This is a genomic window from Ureibacillus aquaedulcis, from assembly GCF_030418165.1.
Lineage (GTDB): Bacteria > Bacillota > Bacilli > Bacillales_A > Planococcaceae > Ureibacillus > Ureibacillus aquaedulcis.
Genome location: NZ_JAUHTQ010000008.1, coordinates 22,118 through 47,994, shown reverse-complemented (window position 1 = coordinate 47,994; position 25,877 = coordinate 22,118). Strand labels below are relative to the sequence as shown.

Sequence of the window (25,877 nt, the reverse complement as noted above, 5' to 3'; positions counted from 1 at the left end):
TCACTCCCTAGTTGTTTATTTTAGATACCTTCGTAATATTTGGTATCAATGAAATTTGTTGCAAAATACGCTCATCAATATTTTGATCGACTTCAATTACCATTAAAGCCGTTTGACCTCGTTCAATTCGGGATACTTCCATATGGCCGATATTCACATGGTGCATCGCCAAGCAATTCGCAACATTGGCAATACAACCCGCTCGGTCATCATGAACCACCAATATTGCCGGCATTCCACCAGTCAACCGTAATTTAAATCCGTTCACTTCACTGATTTCAATTTTACCACCGCCGATGGAAATCCCTTCTACCGACATTTCACCCATTTCGTCACCCATTACAATTCGAGCTGTATTGGGATGTTCTTTATTCGCTGTTTCCGGTATCATTTCAAATTCCAAGCCTTCATTCTTCGCGTGCTCAAATGCTGTTTTAATGCGTTCGTCAAATGTATCAAAATCCAAAAGTCCCCCAACGATGGCTACATCTGTTCCATGCCCCTTAAATGTCTCAGCAAATGAACCATACAGGTGAATTTTCGCCCATTTCGGTTTCCGGCCAAATAGATCTCTGGCCACTCGACCGATCCGTGCAGCCCCTGCTGTATGAGAAGACGAAGGTCCAATCATAACCGGACCAATGATGTCAAAAACTGAAGTGAATTTCAACCTACTCTCCCCTTTACTTTAAAGTATATTAAAAGCCGAAATCATTTGTTATAAGAAATAAATTCTATTATTTTAAGCCTAGTTTATCACGAAGATTCATAGAGACACAAAATATATATTTTTTAGAATACTTCTTTTTTCTGAAAATGGAATTTAAGGTAGGAAAAGAGTTGCTGCTATAGGTGTTGTGCTGGATCGGGGTGGTTATTTTTTGGGGGGAGTGTTATAAAGGACAGTGCTCTCTGAGCTGAGCTCAAATTTGTCTTATGACGTTTTCCTTTGGACACTTCCCTCCTGCTTAAGCTTTAATTTGTCTTATAGACGCTTTCTATTGCACACTTTCCTTCTGGTTTAACTCCGGTTTGTCCTATAGACACACTCTCTTGGACACTTCCTTCCTGCTTTAGCTTTAATTTGTCTTATAGACACTTTCTATTGCACACTTTCCTCTTGCTTTAGTTTTAATTTGTCTTATAGACGCTTTCTATTGGACACTTTCCTTCTGGTTTAACTCCGGTTTGTCCTATAGACACACTCTCTTGGACACTTCCCTCTTGCTTTACCATTGATTTGTCTTATAGACGCTTTCTATTGGACACTTTCCTTCTGGTTTAGCTCCGCTTTGTCGTATAGACACACTCTCTTGGACACTTCCCTCCTGCTTTAGCTTTGATTTGTCTTATAGACGCTTTCTATCGGACACTTTCCTTCTGGTTTAGCTCCGGTTTGTCCTATAGACGCTTTCTACTGAAAACTTCACTATGACATTTCTGAATTTTTCTTTATTTACCGTTACCTGACTTTTGTCATGGCTATAGAATCTGAAGTCCCCACTTTCCCCAAAAATAAAAAAGCCAACCATTAAAAGTTGCTCACTTAACAACTTTTCTGGTTAGCCTATTATTTAGCAAAGAAAGTTACTTCTCGCAACCATTCATTATTATTCAATCGACAAAATAAATGGATATAATGATTGTTTTCCTTCTACAATTTCAACTTCTGCGTCAGGATATTTTTCTTCGATGAAGCTGGATAATTCGTTTGCTTCTTCTTCTGTTGCATCTTCACCATAAAGAATCGTAATAATTTCGGAATCCTCGTCAACCAGTTCAGTGACAACTTTTTTTGCTGCCTCCAACATTTTTGGCGTTGATAGAATGATCTTACCTTCAGCCAACGCCATGTAGTCATCTTTATGAATTTCTACACCATCGATTGTTGTATCACGTACTGCAAAAGTCACTTGACCTGTTTTGACGTGAGCAAATGCGTCAGTCATACCTTCTTTATTGTCTGCTACAGAACTTTCAGGGTTAAATGCCAAGATGGCTGCCATTCCTTGAGGAATTGTTTTCGTTGGTACAACCGCTGCTTCAATATCCAGCAATTCAACAGCCTGTTCTGCTGCCATAACGATATTTTTGTTGTTCGGCAAGATTAACACGCGTTCAGCGTTTACATCTTTAACTGCTTTTACAATGTCCTCGGTAGAAGGGTTCATTGTCTGACCACCTTCGATGACATACGATGCACCAATGCTGCGCAGAAGCTCCGAAACTCCTTCACCCATGGCAATCGTCACGACTGCATAAGGGTGTTTTTCTTGTTTCTTCGGTGCAGGTGCAGCTGTTTCCGATGGACTGTTCACAATTGAAGAATGCTGTTCACGCATATTATCAACCTTAATTTTGATTAAGCTTCCGTATTTTTGACCTGCAGCAAGTACCGCACCTGGCGTTTCAGAGTGAATATGTACTTTTGCAATCTCATCATCCGATACAACAAGTAATGAATCTCCCATTACGTTTAGTTCTTCACGGAATTTTGCTTCGTCAAATGCCTCTTTGCCTTGTTCAAAACGAACCATTATTTCTGTACAATAGCCGAATTCGATATCTTCTGTACTCATGAAATCTTGTGCACGGTGATGCTCTGCACTGATTAAATCATCCAATGATGCATCGTTTTTAGCTGGAAGCGCTTCACCTTTCAATGATGCAAGGAATCCTTCATAAACGAATAATAAACCCTGACCCCCACTATCGACAACGCCCACCTCTTTTAAGACAGGCAAAAGGTCCGGTGTACGGTCCAGCGAGTTTTTTCCTTCGTTCACTACTGCTTCCATGACAGCAATAATACTGTCCTCTTCCTGCGCAACTTCCACAGCTTTTGCGGCCGCTTCACGTGCAACTGTTAGAATTGTTCCTTCAACAGGTTTCATAACTGCTTTATAGGCAGTGTCGACACCAGCTTGAAATGCGTTGGCAAATTGAATTGCATCAATTTCACCATCTTTTTCGATTGCCTTACCGAAACCACGGAATAATTGAGATAGGATTACACCCGAGTTACCACGGGCACCCATTAATAATCCTTTTGATAAGCTCTGTGCTGTTTTACCAATATGCTTTCCAACATTGCTTTCTGTTTCTTTAGCACCTGATGTCATGGACAGGTTCATATTTGTACCTGTATCTCCATCCGGAACCGGGAATACGTTTAGAGAGTCAACAAAATTTGCATTCTGAGATAAATTATGTGCACCCATTTGCACCATTTCTGCAAATTTGATTCCATCTAGTGACTTCATCCGATTAAAATCCTCCTCTTACACATTCATAACACGAACGCCTTGAACGAATATGTTTACCGACTTAACGCTCATACCTAATGTTTTATTTACTGTGTATTTTACTTTTGACTGAACTTGGTAAGCCACTTCAGAAATTTTCGTTCCATAGCTAACAATAATATACATATCTATGTGAAGGTCTTGTCCTTCTTGTCGAATAATTACACCTTTTGCAAAGTTCTCTTTTCGTAAAATATCAGTTAATCCATCACGAATCTGATGTTTAGACGCCATTCCGACAATACCATAGCACTCGATCGCTGCACCACCAGCAATTTGTGCAATTACATCATTTGAAATATCAATATGGCCGAAATCATTATTAATTTCTACTGACATGACTTTGCCCCCTTGGCTAGTTTTCGCTAAATTCTATTGTACTACACAAAAATTGATTATAAAAGAAAACCTTGGTATTCGTCTACATATTGCTTGTTTTTTCATGTTTATCTATATTTTCGCAATTCTTTTATACCTTATTTTTTAAAGGCAACTTTTCTAACTTGCATACCATCTTTCTTTTTAGATCCCTGGGCGAGCACCTTCCGCTTTTCCTGTGTCCAGCTGCAGGTGCTAGCTCCTCGCGCAGTTAAGAATCGCCTGCAAGGATTAGAAAACTTGGCTGATTGCAAATGATTTGGCAATCAGCCTAAGTTGCCCTTATGCAGAATAGGAAGGGCTTAGCAATTCGTATTCTGCCAAAGAGCGTCCTTTTGCAATTTCTTCCGCCGCACATGGATGTGCAAGTGCCGACTTGCAACACGACGTTGCGCTTTTGTCGGCCAATTGCTGGGGCGCGCGCGTTCATGAGTCATGTCGAGAATGCAACACGACGTTGCGCTTTCGTCGACGCGGAGCTGGGCGAGCACCTTCCGCTTTTCTAACTATAATAGTTGTTTTGATATAGCATTTCCATTTTTAACACTCTTTTTCATACTGTAAAGGATTTTTTCTTGAAAGGTTATGTGAAAACTATTGCATAGGATTCCTGTCTATGTTAAATTATTAAAGTATGTGAAATAAAGAACTGAAAAACAATCTTTCAGATTCATCTGTAAGGAGGGAATATACATGCCTAAACAATGTGTAGTAACTGGTCGAAAAACTCGTTCAGGCAACAATCGTTCACACGCAATGAACGCTAACAAACGTACTTGGGGTGCAAACTTACAAAAAGTTCGTATTTTAGTGAACGGTAAACCAAAACGTGTATGGGTTTCAGCTCGTGCGCTTAAATCTGGTAAAGTTGAACGCGTTTAATCGGTTTTTAACCTGTAAAACATCGATTTTTACATTTGTAAAAATTGGTGTTTTTTTATTATTCAATCTTATGTCAAAAAAGAACTGCCTCAAAGTGAAAATAGAGGGCAGTTCTTTTTTGTTTTTATCAACTAATTTCAACCACTTTAACGTGATAAGAAGAATTTCCAATCAATGCGGTTCCTGCGCAACACATGGATGAAAGAATAAGGACAATACACACAAGTCACATTTAGGTTTGCTTTTGGTCCCGTTGATTGGTTACACCATTGAAATATAAAAGCTTCACAATTCTAGAAACGTTGCACATCGCACAGTATGACCACTAGGCAATGATTGCTGCTTGCAGACAATTCTTAGTTCCCAATATTCTTTTTGGCCGTACCAGTATTTCTATTACACTTGATTACCCCCACCTAATCTTTTAGAATTCATAATCTAGCAGATAGGCTGGGGGCCGGACTTGCAATTAATTGCAGGAAAAATAAAATTCACACTAGTCCTTTTTCTTCTTCTTTCCGCCGCCTGTAAATAAATTGATGCAACTACGTGTAAGACTACTAACAAATTTCGGCAATTGAAATGTATAAACTCTCAAATGCTGGCCCTCCTTTTTAGTCACTGCTTCTTATCATTAAACATATGCCTGATGAAAAGGAGATATACCCAAGGCTAGAAATCAATTCATTACTAGTAAAGCGAGAAGTGCCAATTTCAATGCAATCGTTTGTAGTCTCGTATTTTACGCCCCGGATTGTCACATCTTCTACTTGATTTTGATAAGCAAAAAATGATATATATCGAAACTTTTCATCTCGTATTATAGTATGTTCCCCAGGCAATAGTATGCGAATTTCATTATGAGAGTTTACAATTTTTATATGAATATGCGGATGCTCTACTTGAATACGGTACATGGAACGAAGAGCTGCTTCAAAGTGATCCAGTCTTCCTCCCGTTACCCCCGTCAAATAAATTTCGGAAGGATGGTAGGCTACCGCCTTCAAGAGTGCCAAGTCCGTATCTGTATCATCTTTTTCCGCTTGAACCTTCTCGACACTTAGTGCAATTTGTGATACTTGCTGCCATTCTTCTTCGGTTAAGGAATCAAAATCACCTACAATTTCAACGGGTACAATCCCTTCCTCTATTAAATAAAGAGCCCCTCTGTCAGCCCCTATAAAGAGTGCATTTTGGGACTTAAGTTCATCGAATGAGCAAAGTTCATCCCTTGGCCCGCCTGAACATACTACAACACATCTCATTATTGTATTGCAGCCTCTCCAGCCGATTTAATTTCCTGCAGGGCTTTTGCACGGTTTTCCTGATTATAAATCGCAGAGCCTGCTACAAACATCGTAGCTCCAGCTTTTGCACAAGAACCGATTGTTTCGGCAGTAATGCCGCCATCTACTTCTATATCAATCGCTAAACCGCGTTCTTTAATGATTTTCGAAAGAGCCTCAATTTTAAGAACAACAGAAGAAATGAACTTTTGCCCTCCAAAACCTGGGTTGACTGTCATAAATAAAACAAAATCGATGTCTTCCAATATATGCTGGATGGTATCAATCGGTGTATGTGGATTTAATACAACACCTGCTTTCACATTAAGTGAACGAATCAGTTGAATAGTACGATGCAAATGTCTGCATGCCTCGACATGGACGGAAATATAATCCGCTCCAGCTTTTGCAAATTGTTCAATATAATTATCCGGGTTTTCTATCATTAAATGAACATCCAGCGGTAATTGAGTAATAGGACGCAATGCTTCTACAACGATTGGTCCCATTGTAATATTTGGGACAAAATGCCCGTCCATGACATCAATATGGATCAGCTCAGCCCCGGCTGTTTCTACTTCTTTCACTTCTTGTCCTAATTTGGAAAAATCAGCAGACAAAATGGATGGTGCAATTTTAATCATCACTAATACCTCGGCTTTCGATCAATAATTTCTTGTAAAAACTGTTGATAGTGCTCGTAACGATAAGCGTTCACTTCTCCTGATTGGAGGCCTTCTTTTACTGCACATTTTGGCTCTTTGATATGTAGACACCCTCTGAATTTGCAGCCTTCACTTAGTCTGCTGAATTCAGGAAAACATGCAGTTAATTCTTCTTTTTCAATTGTGTCAAAATCAAAAGAACTGAATCCCGGTGTATCAGCCAGAAGACCATCACAAACTTCAATCAGCTCGACATGACGTGTTGTATGCTTCCCTCGGCCCAAACTTTGGGAAATCACACCTGTTTCTAATTCCAATTCAGGCACTAAAGTATTTAATAAAGTCGATTTACCCACACCGGATTGACCTGCCAAAACAGATGTTTTCCCTGTCAGTACTGGCTGTAAACGTTCTAAAAGCGTCGCATCCTCTTTATATGTTTCAATGATTTCATAGCCAATTTCCTTATAATCTTCAATATAGCTTTGCAAGCTTCCCTGTTCCTCGTCAGTTAGTAAATCCATTTTCGTCAAACAAATAATGGGTTCTACATTAAAAGATTCCAGAACAACTAAAAAGCGATCAAGTAAAATTGTATTAAAATCGGGTTCCTTCACTGAAAATACTAATAATGCCTGATCAATATTGGCAATTGGCGGACGGACAAGCTCATTTGTTCTTGGATGGATCTTCATGATTGTTCCATCCGAATCGCCCTCTTTGGTAAAATCAACATGATCCCCAACAAGCGGTGATTCCCCTCTATTTCGGAATACACCGCGGCCACGACATTGTACCAATTCTCCATCTTGATAGACATAATAATAACCACTTAACGCTTTACGGATTTGGCCTTCAGCCATTATTTCACTCCTCAACACTGTTATATGGAATCGTTCTTTCTTCAATAATCATTGCATCACGTTCTATTCGATATGCTGCAGGTTGATCTTCAGTTATTTCTAATTCAATTTTATAAGGTGTATCCTCAGTAATCTTGAACTCCTCAAAAGGTTCTACCATTGTATGGGTTTTATCTTGAATGAAGATTCGAATTACTTGTTCATTACCTAATTCAACAGGTTCATACCGGATGATAGTATTATTAATATACAATTTTGATTCCTTTTCCTTTGGTCCCAAAGAAACAACCACATGAATTTCTCCGCCCAATTCCAGGCTTTCATTAGCTTTCGGTGTCTGCTCCATGACTTCACCGGCAGGAACACTATCTGAGTAATCTTCCGCAATTTCTATCTTAAAACCAGATCTTTGTTCATAGGCTTTTAATGCGGCTTTATTATAGCCTGAAAGGTCCTCGACGGTATCATAGCTTTTCCCTTCGCTAACCGTCAGTACAATCTCGGTTTCACTTGGAACAACCTCTTCGCCCGCACTAGGCTCTTGCTCAATTATTGTTCCTTCAGGTTGTTCTGATTCAATCCAATTTACCTCAACATCAAGAAAATCGCTTTTTTCAAGGATGGATGTAACCTGGTCAATTTGCTTACCGACATAATCATCCATTTCCACTTTTTCGGTTCCCAAGCTAACGAATAAGTCGATTTCCGTACCTTCCACACGGTTTAAACCGGCTTTCGGACTTGTCTCGACTATTAGTCCTTCTTCAACATCCGGTGAGTTTTTCTCTTTCGTTTCACCGATAACAAAGCCGGCACTTTCCAGCGTTTCAATTGCCTCATCAACTTCAAGATTTGCAACATCCGGTATTTCAACCTGCTCGGGACTTAACAAGTTAAACAGTAAAATTGCAGCTAAGATCACAATCAGAATGGAAGCAAGTATAATTCCCAAAATTTTGCCGCGGCTTTTTTTCTTCTTTTCACCTTTTGGCTCTTTTTGCAATTTAGACAGCTCTACTTTTTCAATTTTGCCTGTCTCTTCATTCAATATCTTCGTATTTGCTATTTCTCCGATTGGCAGCGGCTCTTTAATGATCGGGATTGCTTTTGTTTCATCATCATCGACAGGTGGAGCGAATTTCGTTTCATTACTGCGATTCGGCGATAAAACGGTTTGAAGATCTTCCTCCATATCTTCCACAGTCAAATAGCGATGCAAAGGGCTTTTGGCAGTAGCCTTTAACACGACATTCTCCAAGCTTTGCGGAATTGAAGCGTCAAACGCTCTAACCGATGGCGTTTCTGTCTGTAAATGCTTCAAAGCGATGGATACGGCAGATTCTCCTGAAAATGGAAGTTCGCCTGTTAGTAGTTCATATAACACAATACCAAGTGCGTAAATATCGGACTGGCTTGTTGCAGTTCCTCCCCGGGCTTGTTCCGGTGACAAATAGTGAACCGTTCCGATTACAGAATTTGTTTTGGTATAGCTCGTTGCAGTTAATGAAGTTGCAATACCAAAATCGGTCACCTTTACATTTCCTTCTTGATCTACTAATATGTTTTGCGGTTTAATATCACGGTGAATAATGTGGTTTTCATGTGCATGGGCAATTGCCGATGTTAATTGCTTCATGATTTGTACACTTCTAGCAGGCGACAAAGGCGAAAACTCGTTTATGTATTGTTTCAATGTTTTGCCTTTTATATATTCCATCACGATGTAATGCATATCTTGATCTTCACCAACATCATAGATACTTACAATATTAGGATGTGTAAGGCTTGTAGCCGATAAGGCTTCTCTTTGGAAACGGCGATGGAATTCTTCTTCATTTGTCGCATCATACCGCAGGATTTTAACGGCCACATCGCGATTGAGAATCATGTCATGCGCTAAATACACATTTGACATTCCACCTCCACCAATAAGGTCCAAAATCTTATACCGATCATTTATTCGTTTTCCCTCAAGCATCTCTACACCTCCTCATCGTTAGATAATAAAATCACCGAAATATTATCTTCTCCACCAGAATCGTTTGCCAGCTGTATTAATTTCTTCCCTTTTTCATCGATTGATAGCGGCAAGGTCAAGATTGCTGCCATCTCTTCAGTGGACAGTTTATTGCTTAAGCCATCCGAACAAATTAATACATTCGTGGCAGGCTCTAATTCAAGCTCATAAAAATCAGGTTCGATTGTACTTTCTGTGCCAAGGGATTTAACAATAAAGTTTTTTTGAGGATGGTTTGCTGCTTCCTCTTCACTTATTTCCCCGTACTCGACCAGAATATTGACATAAGAGTGATCTCTTGTAATTAAGGAGACACTATCGGGAGTAAAATAATACACTCGACTATCCCCGATATGCCCTATTAAACAGTCACTGTCGTCAATCAGCATTGCTATTAAAGTAGTCCCCATCCCTTTACAGCTCTCATGTGACAAAGAGTGGTTATAGATTTTTCCATTTGCGGATTGAATTGTGTCGAGCATCCATTTTCTTTGGGTCTCCTTGGAATCCAGCTTTGTGACATCCAGGTTCAGGAAGTTAGATTTCATCTCTTCAATTGCCATTTCGCTGGCTACATCTCCAGCATTATGACCACCCATACCATCCGCCAAAATGGCGAGCTTAAAGCGATCGGGATGCTCAAAAAAAGCAACCCGATCTTCATTAACCATACGTTTACGTCCTATATCACTTTCGACTGTAAACTTCACAAAAGTCACCTACCTACTTTGTTTCTTCTTGGCGTTCTTGCGCTCGCAACTGTCCGCAAGCTGCTGCTATATCAGCGCCTTGCTCACGTCTTATCGTTACATTTATTCCACGTTTTTTTAATGTTTTTTCAAAGGCGAAAATACTATTTCGTGATGTACGGATATAATCACGTTCCGGAACATAGTTAATCGGGATTAGGTTCACGTGACATTTAATGCCTTTAATTAAGTCCGCTAATTCTTCTGCAACTTCAACTGAATCATTCTCGCCTGACATTAGACCATACTCAAAACTCACACGACGACCAGTCTTTTTCGTATAGTAGCGAACAGCTTCCAATAATTCATCCAGTTTATAGGCACGGGCTATCGGCATTAATTTTTGGCGTGCTTCCTGGTTTGGTGCATGAAGAGAAACAGCAAAATTGATTTGTAATTCCTCATCTGCAAACTTGTAGATTTTCGGTACAATTCCTGATGTAGAGACCGTGATATGTCGAGCACCAATATTTAAGCCTTTATCATGATTGATGACTTTCAGGAAGTTCATCATTGCATCATAATTATCAAATGGTTCGCCGATACCCATAATTACGATATGTGATACACGTTCACCTGCTGCATCAAGTTCTTGTTGTACTTTAACCACCTGTTCGACAATTTCGCCAGCTAATAGGTGACGTTTTAAACCGCCCAGAGTGGATGCACAGAAAGTACAGCCAATACGGCAGCCTACTTGTGTGGTAACACAAACAGAATTTCCATAATCATGTCGCATTAATACCGTTTCAATTGAATAGCCATCCTGAAGCTGGAATAAAAACTTGATTGTGCCATCTTTTGATTCTTGCTTAATAATCGTCGACAGTGTTGTTAATAGGAAGTTCTCTGCCAACTTTTCACGCAGAGCTTTTGATAAGTTTGACATCTCTTCAAACGTTTTAACACGTTTTTCGTATAGCCATTCATATATTTGTCCAGCACGGAAGGCTTTTTCGCCATTTGCTGTCAACCATTCTTCCAATTGGTCGGGACGCAGTGAATAGATTGATTCTTTTAATTGTGGTTTTTCTTTTTTCTCACGACGGACAGGCTTTTGTTCAGCTTCTTCTACCAAGTCTTGTATACGTTCATTAAATTTATTTTGATCCATTAGTATTTCGGATTCTCCTTTTTAAGTCTAATCTTGTTCGCTTTTTTGAAAGGCGGCTACAAAAAATCCATCACTCCCAATATCTTGCGGGAATACTTGTAGCATGCCACCCTGGCTTTTTTCTAAAAGTTCTTTCGGTAAATTTTCTAATTGAGTGGGCTCCATTTCCGGGTGAGCCGCTAAAAATGCTTGGACAGTTTCTTCATTTTCTTCCTTATTTACAGTACATGTACTATAAACTAGACGTCCGCCCTTCTTAAGAACCTTCACTGCATTGTCCAGCAGCTCAAGTTGGATATCATGAAGTCTTGATAAGTCTTCCTCGCGTTTTGTGTATTTAATATCCGGCTTCCGCCTCATAACACCCAAACCTGAACAAGGAGCGTCTACCAAAACGGCATCAAAAGATTCTGCTTCCAAAAATTGCGCGGCTTTCCGACCATCCACCGGAGCAGTTTGGATGATTCCTAGTCCTAATCTTGTACTTGTCTCATCAATTAAATCCAACTTATGTGGATGTATATCGGTTGCAAGGATTGAGCCTTCGTTGTTCATCTTTTCAGCCATATGTGTTGTTTTCCCACCCGGGGCTGCACACATATCCAATACGCGCCATCCTGGTTGTGGATTCAGGGCATTGGCCGGCATCATGGAGCTTTCATCTTGAATAGTAATGTAGCCGTCTTTGAATGCTTTTGTTCTTGAAGCTTGTCCACTCTTTAAGTGAAGACATTCAGGCATTACTTTACTTTGCTCGGCTTCTACACCTTCTTCTGCCAATAACGCCAACACTTCTTCAACCGTTGCCTTTGTTGTATTTACACGAACAGAAAGCAACGGCGGTACATTATTTTCATGCAGCATTTCAGTTGTCTTTGAAATTCCATAAGCTTCGACAAAGCGTTCAACCAACCATTCCGGATGGCTTGTTTCGATTGCTAATCGTTTTGTTGGATCTTTGATTTCTTCAGTGGAGCGGACACCTTGCCGTAAAATGGAACGTAATACTCCATTAACTACAGAGGCTATTCCTTTATGCCCCCTGCGTTTTGCAATTTCAACTGCTTCATTTACCGCTGCATGGTCCGGAACACGATCCAGATACTCGATTTGGTACAGTGAAAGTCGAAGAAGCCACTTTACCCAAAGGTCCATTTTCCCTTTGATAAACGGCTCTAAGTAGTAATCGAGAGTATATTTATGCTGCAGCGTACCATACGTTAATTCGGTAAGCAGTGCACGATCTTTTGCTTCAATTTTATATTTATTGATTGTTTGATTTAGCAAAAGGTTACTATATGCTTGATGTTTATCTACTGCCAAAAGAATGGTTAGTGCTGCATCACGTACATTGCCGTCCCAAATTTGTTCTTTCTTTTTCGTCATTGGAATTGGTCTCCTATCGCTAGTTTAGACCCTGTGCCGCGCAGGTAATCTTGTGCAGTCATTCGTTTTTTTCCAGCAGGCTGCAATTCCAAGATAACAACAGTCTTTCCATCACCAGTTGCTACTTCAAAGCTGTCTTTATTAATTTTTACAACTTTTCCGGGCGTTTCACTATTATGACTTTCGCCTTCACTGACTGACCATAGTTTTACATTTTCACCTTGGAAAGTCGTATAGGCAGTTGGCCATGGTGTGAGTCCTCGAACTTGGTTGAACACATCTCTTGCACTATTTGACCAATTTACGCGCTCTTGTTCTCTCGAAATATTATGGGCAAATGTTACTTGTTCTTCGTCTTGAGGAATTCGTTCATTCTTTCCTTGGATAATAAGAGGCAATGTATCTTTTAATAGTTCCCTGCCAACTACACTTAATTTGTCGAACATAGTACCTGTATTATCTTCATCCTCGATTGCAATCTCGCGCTGCGAAATAATGTCGCCGGCATCCAGTTTTTCAGCCATATACATGATTGTTACACCCGTTTTTTCTTCACCATCAATAATCGCTTGGTGGATAGGTGCTCCACCGCGATATTTAGGGAGTAAGGATGCATGGACATTAATACATCCAAAACGAGGCGCATCCAGTAGACCTTTGGGCAAAATTTGCCCAAAGGCTGCTGTAATTACAATATCGGGATTCAAGGCTAAAATTTCTTCCAGTTCTTCAGAGTTGCGTAATTTCTCAGGCTGAATGACAGGTAGTCCCAAACGTAAAGCTTCCGCTTTCACAGGAGGTGGTGTTAACACTTTCTTACGACCGACCGGACGATCAGGTTGAGTAACTACCGCCAATACTTCATACCCTTCTTCGTGGATCATTCGTAAAATCGGGACAGAATAATCCGGTGTCCCCATAAAAACAACTGACGTCATCCTTATTCCTCCTCGCCATACATTTGAGCTAACTCTTCTTCCGTGACAACTCGAATTAATTTTGAATCAAATAAAATACCATCTAAATGATCAATTTCATGTAGAATGGCACGGGCATCAAAACCACCCGCTTCCAATTCATAAACTCTTCCTTCACGGTCACACGCCTCGATTTTGACATATGTTGGGCGTTCTACTTCACCAAATAAATTCGGGAAACTCAAACATCCCTCTATATCAACTTCTGCACCGGAAGTTTCAAGTACTGTCGGATTAATCATTTCCAGAATGGCTCGTTCTTCACCTAGTTCTACAATTGCCACGCGTAGTGGTACATTAATTTGAGGAGCTGCAATTCCAACGCCATCATGCTCCACCATCGTGTCATATAAATCATCAAGAAGTGTAATGATTTCTTCGTTTATTTCCGTAACTTCTTTACATTTGTCTGTAAGCACCTTTGCCGGATGCTTTACTACTTCTTTAATTGCCATAATAAGTTTACCTCTTTCTACACTTCTCTAAGCTTATTGATTTTAAGATAATATTAAATCTTCATATATGTTTAAATCATATTGGGATCTAAATCAATGGATAAGTTAATGCCCTTTTTAATCCAGTCTGAACGGTAGATTTTAATCAGCTGCAACAAAGTAGGAATTAAATCTGGTTCTACTTTGTATTTTAACAAACATTGATAACGATATCTATTTTGGAGACGACTGATTCCAGCAGCAGTCGGTCCAATGATTGACACATTATAGGAAAGCTGCGACCGTAACCACTCCGCTGCTTTTCCTGCATAATCCGCTGCCATCAAGACGTCTTCGTGGGATACCTGAATGAGTGCTAAATAGTAATAAGGGGGATAGCCGGCTTGGTGCCGCATGTACATTTCACGTTCATAAAACGGTTCATAATCCTGGGCTTGGGATAATTGAATCGCATAATGTTCGGGTGTATACGTTTGAACGACTACTTCTCCTGGCTTTTCATGCCTTCCAGCACGCCCACTCACTTGTGTTAATAGCTGGAACGTTTTTTCCGCTGCCCTAAAATCAGGTAGATGAAGCGATGTATCAGCACTTAATACCCCTACCAATGTAATATTTGGATAGTCCAAACCTTTAGCAATCATTTGAGTTCCCAGTAAAATATCTGCTTTGCCATCACCAAATGCCTGTAATAATTGTTCATGCGAGCCCTTTGTTCTTGTTGTATCAACATCCATTCGCAGTACTCTGGCCCCTGGGAAGAATTTAGCCAGCTCTTCTTCCACTTTTTGCGTACCTGTACCAAAAAAACGAATATGGTCGCTTTGACATTGTGGACATGTCTTAGGAACATGTATTTCATACCCGCAATAGTGACATTTACATTTCTCGTTTTTACGATGGTACGTTAAGGAAATATCACAGTTTTCACACTGCAAGACTGTTCCACAGTCCCGACATAGCACAAAAGATGAATAGCCGCGTCGATTTAAAAATAAAACAATTTGCTCTTTTCTATCTAGACGTTGTTGAATCGATTCAACTAAATTTAGGGAAAACATTGAGCGATTCCCTTTTTTTAGTTCCTCCCGCATATCAACGATTTCAACTTTGGGCATCGATTGCTTTAGGGCACGTTCTTTCAAGTTAAGTAATGTATAAACGTTTTTCTTTGCACGAGCAAAGGATTCCAATGAAGGCGTTGCACTCCCAAGTATCACGGGGCATTGATGATGCTTACCGCGCCGGATGGCTACATCGCGCGCATGGTATCTCGGCGAATCCTCTTGTTTATAAGTTGATTCATGTTCTTCATCCAAGATAATAATCCCTACGTTTTCGAAAGGAGCAAAAACAGCTGAGCGGGCACCCACTACTACCTTAACCTTCCCTTGATGAATTTTTCTCCACTCGTCATATTTTTCGCCAACAGATAAACCACTGTGCATGACTGCTACCAGTTCACCGAAACGGGATCGGAAACGCTCTGTCATTTGCGGTGTTAATGAGATTTCCGGGACTAAAACGATTGCCTCTTTCCCATCACTTAAAACCTTCGCGATAGTTTGCAAATACACTTCCGTTTTGCCACTTCCTGTTACCCCATGTAACAGGAACGTTTCAGGCTGCTTTTGATCAATAGCCCTTGTAATTTGATTTAGTGCTACCGATTGTTCTTCTGTTAAGTTTAAAAAATCTGTTTTCTGCACTTCTTTTGCAAATGGATCTCGATAGATTTCTTGCTTAACAAAGGATGCTGCTCCTAATTCAATGAGTGTATTTAATACTTGTGGCGAAGAATTTGTTTCTTTATAGATGACCTCCGGATCCATTATTTCACCGGAATGACTTTGCATCCATTCCACAAGCTGCTTTTGCTTTTTGGCCCGATTCGAAATTTGTTGGTGGATCTCCGTTAGCTTTTGCACATTCTCAATAATCTGAACTTTCCGGACTTCCTTTACTTTCCCTTTTTGTTTTACGATATTTTCAATCGTGACGTGTTTATTCTTTAATGCTTGCTTTAACTCGTTAAGCATGTTGTTTTTTTCAAAAACATTCACGTTCACATGTTGAGTTGTCTTAAATAATTCCTGTAATGATTCTGGTAAGCGTTCAACCTCTGTTTGCAAGTTTACGATTTTTTCATACTTCGCCCTTAAGGCAGACGGAAGCATAACCTGCAGGGCATCTATCTCATAACAGATGGTTTCATTCTTTAACCATTTTGCAAGCTCAAGCATTTCATGCGTTAAAACAGGTTCGATGTCCAGAAGCTGCGTCACAGGTTTTATTTTTTCCACTGGGACATCGGTTTCATTTGCAATAGCCACAACAAATCCAAGTACATTTCGTGGTCCAAAGGGTACTTTTACTCGACTCCCTATTTCGATGATTTGTGTCATTTCAGCTGGCACCAGATAATCAAAGGGGCGATCGACAGGATATGCGGCCACATCAACGATAACTTGCGCGACCGTAATCATTTGCTTTTTGCTTCTTTATTAAAAAAATTGACCACAATTTTTGTAATTTTTTCCGGTTCTTCCAATCGACCTTTCCCGACATACCCACAGGCCAGGAACCCTTCTGACGGTTCGATGAAGGAACAGCCATCCGCCGCCAACTGAGCGATATTTCGCTTTACGGCAGGATGATCATACATATGTACATTCATGGCAGGAGCTAGCCAAACAGGACATGTGGCAGCAAGCAAGGTAGTTGTTACCATATCATCGGCAATACCGTTGGCAAGTTTCCCGATGACGTTCGCCGTCGCTGGAGCAACGAGAATCAAGTCAGCCCAGTCCGCTAAATCAATATGTGCAATTTTACTTGAATCTTTCTCGTCAAAAGTATCAAAGTATACATCATTTTTTGACATTACTTGAAAACTAAGGGGCGTTACAAATTGTCTTGCAGATTCTGTCATCATCACTCTGACATTGAAATTCGCTTTCGTTAAATTACTGACAAGTGCTACCGCTTTATAAACCGCAATCCCGCCTGAAACACAAAGCAAAATATTTTTTTGCATAACTAATCTCCTTTCAAATGAACAGCTCCCAAAGAACAATTCTTCGGGAGCTACCTAATCACAACATATCTACAAACTTATAATACTGTCCCTTAAGGGTATCTTACAGATTCTAGGTATAGAATTCCTATATGAAACCTCTGGTGAGCGCGCTTACTCGCATTAATTATTAAAAAGTTCTTCCGATTCAACTTTCAATATTATTGCTAAGCCTTAGTTGCTGTAATCACCAGTAACATAATATTGTTACACTTCGTCTTCGTAAATTGTTGATTCGTCTTGCTTTTCTTTTTTCAGCACACCTGCTGCTACTTCTTCTAGTGCTTTTCCTACCGGCTTGTATGAAACGTATTTCGCTAATTGCTCGTCGCCTTCTTCTTGCATTTGGCGAGCACGTTTAGAAGCCAAGCTCACTAAAGAATATTTTGAATCAATTTTATTTTTTAAAGCATCGATAGATGGGTATAACATAATGGTTTATTCTCCTCTCAACATAGACAAATAGGTTTTTTCAATACGTTCACGGCGGCAATGCTCCGCTACGATGATTGCGTTTATTTTATCACATGCGTTCTGAATTTCATCATTTTCAACTACATAATCATATAAACTCATCATTTCAAGTTCATCGCGTGCCGTATCGATTCTCTTTTTGATGATTTCTTCTGTTTCAGTACCGCGTCCAATTAGACGATTCTGCAACTCTGATATACTTGGCGGCGCCAGGAAGATGAAGAGTGCTTCAGGAGCTTTTTCTCGAATTTGTGCCGCTCCTTGTACTTCTATCTCTAAAAACACGTCTCTACCTGCATCCAATGTCTCATTCACATAAGCAAGCGGCGTGCCATAATAGTTTCCAACAAACTCAGCATGCTCCAGTAAGCCGCCTTCTTCTATAAGCGCTTCAAATTCATTGCGCGACTTAAAGAAATAGTCGACTCCATCAATCTCACCTTCACGAGGTGAACGTGTTGTCATCGAAATCGAGTATTCATAATTCGTGCCGGCCTTTGAAAATAGTTCTTTACGCACTGTTCCCTTCCCGACACCTGATGGGCCAGATAGAACAATCAATAAGCCTCGTTCTTTTCTCATTGTTCTCTACTTCTCCCTTACTTACTGCTTTTACAACAATATTTTTAATGATTATTACAGTATAAAGTAAAACTTAAACAAATGGGGATTTTTTTCTTCCGACTAAGAATAAAGTTTACTAATCGGGCTTTGATAAGCAGTAATCTTGTTTAGAGATTGTGCCTTCACCCATCTTTCACTTCGAGTTTTACTGTCTGTTTTAGTGTGGGATACACGTATTATTCAATATTTTGTACTTGTTCACGCATTTTTTCCAAAATAGTTTTAGATTGAACAACTGCAACCGAGATGATGGAATTTTGATTTTTGGAACCAATCGTATTGATTTCGCGATGCATCTCCTGCATTAGGAAATCTAATTTACGGCCAATGGAGTCCGACTCTTCCATTGTACTTTCCAATTGTTTAAAGTGGCTATCCAATCGATCGAGTTCTTCCGATATATCTATCTTTTCAGCAAAAATAGCTACCTCAGCCAACATCCGATCTTCCAGCACTTCTAAATTGCCAACTTCTTTCAGCCGTTCCACTAACCTGTCACGGAACTTGTTAACCGCTTCCCCGGACAGCCCACGGATTAGTTGGATGAGCTCTTTTAACTGGTCGTTATAGCTTAATAAGGAATACTTTAGCTGCTCCCCCTCTTGAATCCGCATTTCAACCAACTTTTCCGCTGCATCTTTCACGGCGAGGCTTATGGTTTCCATTAGCTCCTCAGGGGATAACTCTTGTTTTTCGTAGGAGATAACGTTCTCCAATGAGAGAATTTCTTGCATCGACCACTTCTCATCTAATGGTATAACACCTTGAAGCTGCTCCTTTGCATTTTTATAAGCTTCTATTAATGGCCAATTAATCTGGACTGATAAAGTTTCGTTCCCGATTGCTTTTAAGTTGATTGCAACATCAACTTTCCCACGTTTGACATACTGCGATAACTGTTTTTTTGTAGCGAGTTCAGCCTCAAACCACTCTTTAGGGAACTTTGTATAAATTTCCAGAAACCGGTGATTCACCGAACGAACTTCAACAGTCAGCTGATAGTTATTCGTAGCTGTGACACCCCTGCCAAAACCGGTCATACTACGCACCAAGGTCATCACACCTTTCTTTGCATACTATTCCAAGTATAACACACCGGAGGAAAATTTTAATCTTTGAGTAATAGAAAAAGTAAATATTGGAGGAAAGCCGTCTGAACTATAGTATAATGTGAAATAGATTTTAACCTTCAAATAAAAATAACTATTACTATTTTTAAATTGATTTTTTTTAGAAAAGAGGAACACAATCATGGCTTTTGATGGATTATTTACATTTGCAATGGCAAATGAATTAAAAAAGTTGGAAACTGGTCGGATTACGAAAGTTCATCAACCGAATGCCCTTGAGATCGTCCTTCATATTCGTGCAAAAGGTGGAAACTTTAAACTATTAAGCTCTATCCACCCTTCATACGCTCGAGTACATTTGACTCAACATTCGATTGATAATCCTTCTGAACCACCAATGTTTTGTATGCTCCTTCGCAAACATATCGAAGGCGGCTTTATTCATACAATTGAAACAGATCCATTTGAACGAATTATTACATTAAATATTGAAAGTAAAAATGAAATTGGGGACCAAGTTTTTCGTAAGCTAACAATCGAAATCATGGGACGGCACAGCAATATTGTCCTGATTGATAGTGAGAACAATAAAATTCTCGATAGCTTAAAGCATTTGCCTCCATCGATTAACAGCTATCGTACAGTATTGCCAGGACAAATCTACATCACTCCGCCTGAGCAAAATAAAGTGAATCCCTTAACTGTCAGTGATGAAGAAATCAAGAACTTCTTCAATGAAGAGAAAACAACAAAGGAAATTGTCGAACATTTCAAGGGATTTTCACCCACACATGCCAATGAATTATTATATCGGCTACAAGGAGAAAACGAGGTACAATCCTTCCGTTCTTTCCTGGATGAGATTGTCAACAGTGAGAGTCCCACCTACATCGAGATGGACCGAAAAATATACTTTTCGCCTACAAAACTAACCCATTTAGATGGTACTGTTACAAGTTATGAAACTTTAAGCATTCTGCTGGACCGCACATTCTATGCCCGGGCAGAACGAGATCGAGTAAAACAGCAGGCAGGAGATTTGGAGCGTTGGCTTCAAAATGAGCTAAATAAACTAAAGCTTAAAATCAAAAAGCTAAACAAAGATTTGGAACAGGCTTCCAAACTGGATAAATTCCAGCTCTATGGCGAACTATTAATGGCCAGCCTTTACTCTTTCGAAAAAGGGATGAAAGAGGTTACTGTTACAAATTACTATAGCGAAACTGGTGAGCAAATTACAATTCCATTAAGCGAAAGAAAAACACCTGTCGAAAATGCCCAAAGCTACTATAGTAAATACAACAAAGCAAAAAATGCTCTAATAATGGTAAAAGACCAGCTCGAGAAAACGGAAGGTGAAATTCAATATTTTGAAATGCTAATGGCCCAGGTGAACCAGGCTTCCCCTGCCGATATCGAAGAAATACGCGAGGAATTGGCAGAGCAAGGCTATCTTCGCCTGCGCGCAAGCAAAAAGAAGAAAAAACCGACCAAGCCTTCCCCGGAATCTTTCGTTTCATCTACCGGAGTCGCTATATCCGTCGGTAAAAATAATAAGCAAAATGATTATCTAACTTTTAAACTGGCTAAAAAAACGGATATCTGGCTACATACAAAAGATATCCCTGGTTCCCATGTAGTCATTCATTCTAGTGAACCGGATGAAACAACTTTGCTTGAGGCAGCTGCCTTAAGTGCCTACTTCAGTAAGGCAAGGGATTCTTCTTCGGTCCCTGTAGACTATACCGAAATTCGACAAGTGAAAAAGCCTAACGGAGCTAAGCCCGGTTTTGTCATTTACTTTGAGCAAAAAACGCTTTATGTAACACCGGATGAAGAGCTTGTGATGAAATTGAAAAGCTAGCATCTTTATTTTCATTGAGGCTGGGACAAAACCCAAAAACATCATTTTCCTCGAGTAGGAAAATGATGTTTTTTTGATATAGCTAAAATTGATTTCCGTTGCGGGGACGCGCATCCTCGGGCACGGCTCGAGCCTGTAGTCTCTCCCTCGTGCTGTTCCCCCAGGAGTCGCCCCTCCACTTCAATCAATTTATACAGTATCAATTTCTTAATATAGATTCTTCCATCATTCAAAGAATTCTTACTTCTGTCCCAGCCTCTTTTTTGTTTGCGAACATTCTGCTTTTATTTTCTAGAAAACAAGTACTTCATTAGAATTAGTCTTCTGCCAAAACTCATTTTTATAGCCCTGGTTTTTCGACAGCTTTCTCCCCAAATTTCTTGCACATCCATTTAGCGTTAAGTATTTCGATATAAGAAATATTCGGGCCTCCCATTCTTTCGAATCAATTAATTTTCTATTAGAGGAATATTTTGTCTATGTATCCAATAAGAGAAGTTAGATTCGACTCTCTTAAATCTTACTAAGACTACCAGATTTAAGAGATGTTTATTCTAAATTACTTTTATATGAAACAAGGGGGAAATTTAATGAGGCTAAGGAAGACCTTACTGGTGACAATTATTTTTATTTTGTCTCTAAGCACAGCACTGGTCAATGTTAGTGCAGCAAGTGCAAGTGGTAAAAGCTTACAAAACTTGCCTACTGTCAAAAAGGAAAAACCAGATGTTAACATCTCGCAATCGCTGCTGGATCGGCAAAATCCTGAAGAAATAGTCAGGGTGGTTGTCGAGCTTGAGGGAGAACCAGCCATTCAAAAAGCTACAAATAGAGGCCTTTTATACAAGGAATTAAAAGCAGCAGAAAAAAAGTCTTTGGAAGCAACAATAGAGAATGAACAAAAAAATGTTAAGTCTAAATTAAAATCGAAAACTCCTTCAATGAAGTACCTAAAAAACTTCACTGTTGTCTTCAACGGATTCTCAGCTGAAGTTGAGGCAAAAGATATCGAAGAAATAGCTTCCACTTCAGGTGTCAAAGCTGTCTATGAAGCTATGGAATATGAGAGACCTGAATACACTCCGGATATGGTGCATTCAAAAGAATTGGTTCAAGCGCAGCAAGCATGGAATGATTATGGCTTCAAAGGCGAAGGAATGGTTGTCGGCATCATCGATACAGGGATTGACCCAAGCCATAAGGATATGATCCTATCAGATAACAACACAGCTGAGCTAACACAAAGTGAAGTTAACTCATTATTGGCAGGCGGAGCAATCGAGAGTGGACAATTCTATACGGAAAAGGTTCCTTTCGGCTATAACTATATGGATGGCAATGATATTATTCTAGATTTAGGTCCGGATGCCTCCATGCATGGAATGCACGTTGGTGGAACTGTTGCAGCGAACGGCGATGAGGAAAACAACGGCATTAAAGGTGTAGCTCCTGAAGCACAGCTACTGGCTCTTAAAGTATTCGGGAATGATCCACTATTCTCTTCTACTTATGGAGATATTTACATTAAGGCGATCGATGACGCGATTAAACTGGATGCTGATGTACTTAATATGTCTTTAGGTTCACCAGCTGGCTTTGTTGATGAGAATAGCCCTGAACAACAAGCCGTTTCGAGAGCAACTGAAAACGGGATCATGGTTGCCATTTCATCAGGAAACTCTGATATGTATGGGTCAGGTACGTTTTACCCATATGCTGAAAACCAAGATTATGGTGTAACAGGCTCACCTGGCATTTCTGATGATTCAATCAGTGTAGCATCGATAGAAAATAGCATGATTACTGCCTATAGCTTTGATTATCAATTTGATGGTGAAAAAGCGGGAGGTGCACTATATCTTCTAGCAAACGGTGCAGATCCACAAACTGTATTATCAGGACAGATTGAGGTAATGGATGCAGGATTGGGGACACCGGAGGATTTCCAAGGCAAAGACTTTACAGGGAAAGTAGCCCTGATTTCACGTGGAAGCATTTCTTTCGTTGAAAAAGGATTAAATGCACAAGATGCCGGAGCAGTGGCTGTGATTGTCTACAATAATGCTGCCGGCACAATCAATATGGCATCTGATCCGGCCATTACAATTCCATTTATGTCCGCTTTACAGTCAGATGGACTAGCATTAAAGGCAGCTCTTGATAGTGGTCAAGCAGTTACAGTTTCCTTTGAAGGCAATTTTGTCGAGATACAAAATCCTAGTGCCGGTCAAATGAGCAGCTTTACATCTTGGGGACCAACCCCAAACCTGGATTTCAAACCTGAAATTACGGCACCAGGAGGCAATATTTTCTCCACTTTAAATGATGATCAATACGGTTTAATGAGCGGTACATCCATGGCAGCTCCACATGTTGCCGGTGGTGGTGCCCTAGTTTTAGAGCGGGTTGACTCCGAATTTAATCTATCCGGTTTTGATAGAATTCAGCTTGCCAAAAACCTGTTGATGAATACTGCCATTCCAGTGGAACTTGCAGATGGTGAATATGTTTCACCTCGTAGACAAGGCGCTGGTTTAATGCAGCTTGCAAACGCACTTTCCACAGATGTAGTAGTAACAAATAGCAGTTCAAATGAAGGTAAAGTTGCATTAAATGAAATTTCCAATGATCAATTCACCTTTACATTACAAGCGAAAAACTATTCAAGTGAAGACATTATCTACGATGTAAATACACAGCTTCAAATAGACTACCCTGCAGATGTTGGCGGTGGTTTATACGTTACAGCACCAAACGAAATCGGGTCATACGTATTAACTGAAGATGAAGCTACTATTGACGCTCCTGAATCCGTTACTGTTCCTGCTAATGGTACAGCAACAATTACTATCTCGGCAGATGTTTCAGCTATTCCAGCCGATATTCGTGCGATTTATTCAAACGGGTTCTTTGTAGATGGCTTTGTTACTTTAGTTGATCCCAATGAAGAAATTAGCGATAATGTTCCATTATCTATACCATTCTTTGGCTTTAACGGGAACTGGGGAGATTCCCCTATTTTCGACTATTTTGCTTGGGACAGCTTAACTTACTGGGGTTATACAGCTTTAGCTGATGAACAGGGAATGTTTATTACTGGTGATACAGAAGGATTTAATCCAGATCGCTTTGGATTCTCGCCAAACGAGGACGGTGTTCGTGATTTAGCCATTCCTGTATTCTCCCTCTTCCGTAATGCAAAGCAATTTAAAGTGGAAGTTGTAGATACTGAAGGCAATGTATTACGTACAATTCGAACTGCAAATAATCTAACAAAGCATTATATATCTTCAGCTACAGTACTACCTTATACGTACAATTTAGATTATGGCTGGGATGGGAAAATTAATAATGCCCCGGCTGCTGATGGAGATTACATCCTTCGCCTAAGCGGTGTCATCGATTATGAAGGCGCGGAATGGCAATCAATTGAATTCCCTGTAAAAGTTGACACGGCTGCACCGACAGCAGAAGTAACTTTTGATAATGAAACAAAAACTGTATCAGCAGAAAACTTCCTGGATGCCAAGAACGGAACAGGTGTGGATTACTGGCAGGTGCTTGTAAATGACCAGGCCATCTCTGAAGTGCTGCCAACAACAACTTCTACATTTACAATTGAAGGCGAAATAACAAACAAAGACAAAATTTCGGTTCACGTAGTAGATGCAGCGCTAAATACAACAGCATATGATCTTCAAGCTGATAGCGAAGAAGAAACAACACCACCTGTAATTTATATCGAAGCACCTGGATTCTTCGATGTCTATAATACACATGAAGTAGATGTATTTGGAACAATAGAAGATAGTTCCAATATCAAGTCTGTTACAGTAAACAACGAAGAAGCAGCAATGGACGGCGTGAAATTCTCTCATACTTTAAATCTGGAAGATGGGGTTCAAGATATACGCGTGAAAGCAATTGATGAATTTGATAACGAAATGCAAATCGCACGTAAAATCTTCGTAGATACGCAAGCACCAACTATTAAGGTTGGTAAGTATCCTAAGAATACAAAAGAAAATACAGCAACTGTAGTAGTGACATTGAAGGATAACTTTGATGAGCTAAGATTAACTGTCAACGGTGATGAAAGATTTATGCACGAACTTTCTGAGCCATTTGCAATGAACGGCTATGAACAACAAATTGAATTAGAACTTCAATTGGCTGACGGTACAAATGAATTTGTTATTGAAGCCGAAGACTTGGCCGGCAATATGACAACTCAAACGATTCAAATTAAAAAGACCGGGAAATCAAATGAAAAACCTGGTAAAGGAAACGTACCCGTTCAGACCGAGCCCGGTGGTGTAGAGGAAAATACTGTGGGTGAGGAAGAAAATAGCGAATTGACTGATGCTGTTGATGTAAGTGAAGAAACTGGCGCAGCATCCGAAAGACTACAATAGAAAATTAATTGAAAAGGTAGACGTTCGAATTTTAAATTCCGACGTCTACCTTCTTTTATTAGTGAATTAACGAAAGATCACAAAAGGGCTGCCCTCTCCCAAGGATGGATTACCCGTGGAAGGTTTGCAAAAATAGAAGACCCCAAATTGCCACTTTCATCAATTTGAGGTCTTTATAATCGTGGTAACTTCCCTGCCTTCAGACCGGTAATGTGCCTGTCGCAAGCTTTCGGCGCAGCTCGATTTTCAAATAAGCATTTGCAACACATCTAATGTT

20 protein-coding genes and 1 pseudogene are annotated in these 25,877 nt (G+C 39.9%); 3 read left to right on the top strand and 18 right to left on the bottom strand.

All coding sequences use genetic code 11. From position 1 onward, the window contains the following. Positions 1-7: 7 nt before the first annotated feature. The 3 genes from sdaAB to QYB95_RS11680 all read right to left on the bottom strand — a co-directional run bounded on the left by sdaAB (position 8) and on the right by QYB95_RS11680 (position 3,644). Positions 8-670 (bottom strand): L-serine ammonia-lyase, iron-sulfur-dependent subunit beta, encoded by a 663-nt coding sequence (sdaAB, locus tag QYB95_RS11690; protein ID WP_301138509.1) that lies wholly within the window; start codon positions 668-670, stop codon positions 8-10. A 940-nt stretch (positions 671-1,610) separates the two neighbouring features. Further along, the gene (locus tag QYB95_RS11685; RefSeq protein ID WP_301138508.1) at positions 1,611-3,263 is read right to left on the bottom strand and encodes a DAK2 domain-containing protein; all 1,653 of its coding nucleotides are present in this window, start codon (positions 3,261-3,263) and stop codon (positions 1,611-1,613) included. Between the two features lie 18 nt (positions 3,264-3,281). Continuing rightward, positions 3,282-3,644, bottom strand: a complete 363-nt coding sequence (locus QYB95_RS11680; protein WP_036202871.1) for an Asp23/Gls24 family envelope stress response protein — start codon at positions 3,642-3,644, stop codon at positions 3,282-3,284. A gap of 732 nt (positions 3,645-4,376) precedes the next feature. Here QYB95_RS11680 and rpmB point away from each other — a divergent pair. Then, entirely contained in the window at positions 4,377-4,565 is a 189-nt protein-coding gene (rpmB, locus tag QYB95_RS11675; protein WP_036202868.1) for a 50S ribosomal protein L28, read from the top strand. 496 nt (positions 4,566-5,061) lie between these two features. Here rpmB and spoVM read toward each other — a convergent pair whose 3' ends face one another. From spoVM to QYB95_RS11600, 15 genes and pseudogenes are all read right to left on the bottom strand, one after another. Next, a complete protein-coding gene (gene spoVM, locus QYB95_RS11670) occupies positions 5,062-5,163 on the bottom strand; it encodes a stage V sporulation protein SpoVM (RefSeq protein WP_301138507.1) in 102 nt (33 codons plus the stop codon). A 16-nt stretch (positions 5,164-5,179) separates the two neighbouring features. Continuing rightward, positions 5,180-5,830, bottom strand: coding sequence for a thiamine diphosphokinase (locus QYB95_RS11665; RefSeq protein ID WP_301138506.1), 651 nt, complete (start codon positions 5,828-5,830; stop codon positions 5,180-5,182). Further along, positions 5,830-6,495: a ribulose-phosphate 3-epimerase gene (gene rpe, locus QYB95_RS11660; protein WP_301138505.1), complete on the bottom strand. Its 666-nt coding sequence runs from the start codon at positions 6,493-6,495 to the stop codon at positions 5,830-5,832. The genes QYB95_RS11665 and rpe overlap by 1 nt, the downstream gene beginning before the upstream one ends. Positions 6,496-6,497: 2 nt before the next feature. Then, positions 6,498-7,379, bottom strand: a complete 882-nt coding sequence (gene rsgA, locus QYB95_RS11655) for a ribosome small subunit-dependent GTPase A (RefSeq protein ID WP_301138504.1) — start codon at positions 7,377-7,379, stop codon at positions 6,498-6,500. A 4-nt stretch (positions 7,380-7,383) separates the two neighbouring features. Then, positions 7,384-9,357: a Stk1 family PASTA domain-containing Ser/Thr kinase gene (gene pknB / locus QYB95_RS11650; protein ID WP_301138503.1), complete on the bottom strand. Its 1,974-nt coding sequence runs from the start codon at positions 9,355-9,357 to the stop codon at positions 7,384-7,386. 2 nt (positions 9,358-9,359) lie between these two features. Next, on the bottom strand, positions 9,360-10,106 hold the full coding sequence (locus QYB95_RS11645) for a Stp1/IreP family PP2C-type Ser/Thr phosphatase (RefSeq protein ID WP_301138502.1): 747 nt from the start codon (positions 10,104-10,106) through the stop codon (positions 9,360-9,362). 13 nt (positions 10,107-10,119) lie between these two features. Further along, on the bottom strand, positions 10,120-11,259 hold the full coding sequence (gene rlmN / locus QYB95_RS11640) for a dual-specificity RNA methyltransferase RlmN (protein ID WP_301138501.1): 1,140 nt from the start codon (positions 11,257-11,259) through the stop codon (positions 10,120-10,122). A 27-nt stretch (positions 11,260-11,286) separates the two neighbouring features. After that, positions 11,287-12,645, bottom strand: coding sequence for a 16S rRNA (cytosine(967)-C(5))-methyltransferase RsmB (rsmB, locus tag QYB95_RS11635; RefSeq protein WP_301138500.1), 1,359 nt, complete (start codon positions 12,643-12,645; stop codon positions 11,287-11,289). Then, a complete protein-coding gene (fmt, locus tag QYB95_RS11630; protein WP_301138499.1) occupies positions 12,642-13,583 on the bottom strand; it encodes a methionyl-tRNA formyltransferase in 942 nt (313 codons plus the stop codon). Before fmt ends, rsmB begins: the two co-directional genes overlap by 4 nt. A gap of 2 nt (positions 13,584-13,585) precedes the next feature. Continuing rightward, complete coding sequence (def, locus tag QYB95_RS11625; protein ID WP_301138498.1) at positions 13,586-14,077, bottom strand: peptide deformylase; 492 nt, start codon at positions 14,075-14,077, stop codon at positions 13,586-13,588. Positions 14,078-14,148: 71 nt separating this feature from the next. Next, positions 14,149-16,563, bottom strand: coding sequence for a primosomal protein N' (gene priA, locus QYB95_RS11620; protein WP_301138497.1), 2,415 nt, complete (start codon positions 16,561-16,563; stop codon positions 14,149-14,151). Between the two features lie 5 nt (positions 16,564-16,568). Beyond that, positions 16,569-17,114: pseudogene (gene coaBC, locus QYB95_RS11615) on the bottom strand (bifunctional phosphopantothenoylcysteine decarboxylase/phosphopantothenate--cysteine ligase CoaBC); the annotation flags it as partial. Positions 17,115-17,360: 246 nt separating this feature from the next. Beyond that, positions 17,361-17,585, bottom strand: a complete 225-nt coding sequence (gene rpoZ / locus QYB95_RS11610; protein ID WP_301138496.1) for a DNA-directed RNA polymerase subunit omega — start codon at positions 17,583-17,585, stop codon at positions 17,361-17,363. Between the two features lie 6 nt (positions 17,586-17,591). Next, positions 17,592-18,209: a guanylate kinase gene (gmk, locus tag QYB95_RS11605; protein WP_301138495.1), complete on the bottom strand. Its 618-nt coding sequence runs from the start codon at positions 18,207-18,209 to the stop codon at positions 17,592-17,594. Positions 18,210-18,427: 218 nt separating this feature from the next. Further along, positions 18,428-19,309 carry a YicC/YloC family endoribonuclease gene (locus tag QYB95_RS11600; RefSeq protein ID WP_345783716.1) on the bottom strand — a complete coding sequence of 294 codons (882 nt, stop codon included), beginning with the start codon at positions 19,307-19,309 and terminating at the stop codon, positions 18,428-18,430. Between the two features lie 193 nt (positions 19,310-19,502). On the opposite strand from QYB95_RS11600, the gene QYB95_RS11595 reads away from it, so the two are divergent. Together QYB95_RS11595 and QYB95_RS11590 are read left to right on the top strand one after the other, a co-directional pair. After that, the gene (locus QYB95_RS11595; protein ID WP_301138493.1) at positions 19,503-21,185 is read left to right on the top strand and encodes an Rqc2 family fibronectin-binding protein; all 1,683 of its coding nucleotides are present in this window, start codon (positions 19,503-19,505) and stop codon (positions 21,183-21,185) included. Positions 21,186-21,775: 590 nt separating this feature from the next. Beyond that, entirely contained in the window at positions 21,776-25,600 is a 3,825-nt protein-coding gene (locus QYB95_RS11590; protein WP_301138492.1) for a S8 family serine peptidase, read from the top strand. Positions 25,601-25,877 lie beyond the last annotated feature (277 nt).

Excerpts from the sequence above, each read along its gene's own strand:
- QYB95_RS11685 (WP_301138508.1), bottom strand. The coding sequence starts at position 3,263 with ATGAAGTCACTAGATGGAATCAAATTTGCAGAAATGGTGCAAATGGGT.
- QYB95_RS11680 (WP_036202871.1), bottom strand. The coding sequence starts at position 3,644 with ATGTCAGTAGAAATTAATAATGATTTCGGCCATATTGATATTTCAAAT.
- rpmB (WP_036202868.1), top strand. The coding sequence starts at position 4,377 with ATGCCTAAACAATGTGTAGTAACTGGTCGAAAAACTCGTTCAGGCAAC.
- QYB95_RS11665 (WP_301138506.1), bottom strand. The coding sequence starts at position 5,830 with ATGAGATGTGTTGTAGTATGTTCAGGCGGGCCAAGGGATGAACTTTGC.
- rpe (WP_301138505.1), bottom strand. The coding sequence starts at position 6,495 with ATGATTAAAATTGCACCATCCATTTTGTCTGCTGATTTTTCCAAATTA.
- rsgA (WP_301138504.1), bottom strand. The coding sequence starts at position 7,379 with ATGGCTGAAGGCCAAATCCGTAAAGCGTTAAGTGGTTATTATTATGTC.
- pknB (WP_301138503.1), bottom strand. The coding sequence starts at position 9,357 with ATGCTTGAGGGAAAACGAATAAATGATCGGTATAAGATTTTGGACCTT.
- rlmN (WP_301138501.1), bottom strand. The coding sequence starts at position 11,259 with ATGGATCAAAATAAATTTAATGAACGTATACAAGACTTGGTAGAAGAA.
- rsmB (WP_301138500.1), bottom strand. The coding sequence starts at position 12,645 with ATGACGAAAAAGAAAGAACAAATTTGGGACGGCAATGTACGTGATGCA.
- fmt (WP_301138499.1), bottom strand. The coding sequence starts at position 13,583 with ATGACGTCAGTTGTTTTTATGGGGACACCGGATTATTCTGTCCCGATT.
- def (WP_301138498.1), bottom strand. The coding sequence starts at position 14,077 with ATGGCAATTAAAGAAGTAGTAAAGCATCCGGCAAAGGTGCTTACAGAC.
- priA (WP_301138497.1), bottom strand. The coding sequence starts at position 16,563 with ATGATTACGGTCGCGCAAGTTATCGTTGATGTGGCCGCATATCCTGTC.
- rpoZ (WP_301138496.1), bottom strand. The coding sequence starts at position 17,585 with ATGTTATACCCATCTATCGATGCTTTAAAAAATAAAATTGATTCAAAA.
- gmk (WP_301138495.1), bottom strand. The coding sequence starts at position 18,209 with ATGAGAAAAGAACGAGGCTTATTGATTGTTCTATCTGGCCCATCAGGT.
- QYB95_RS11600 (WP_345783716.1), bottom strand. The coding sequence starts at position 19,309 with ATGACCTTGGTGCGTAGTATGACCGGTTTTGGCAGGGGTGTCACAGCT.
- QYB95_RS11595 (WP_301138493.1), top strand. The coding sequence starts at position 19,503 with ATGGCTTTTGATGGATTATTTACATTTGCAATGGCAAATGAATTAAAA.
- QYB95_RS11590 (WP_301138492.1), top strand. The coding sequence starts at position 21,776 with ATGAGGCTAAGGAAGACCTTACTGGTGACAATTATTTTTATTTTGTCT.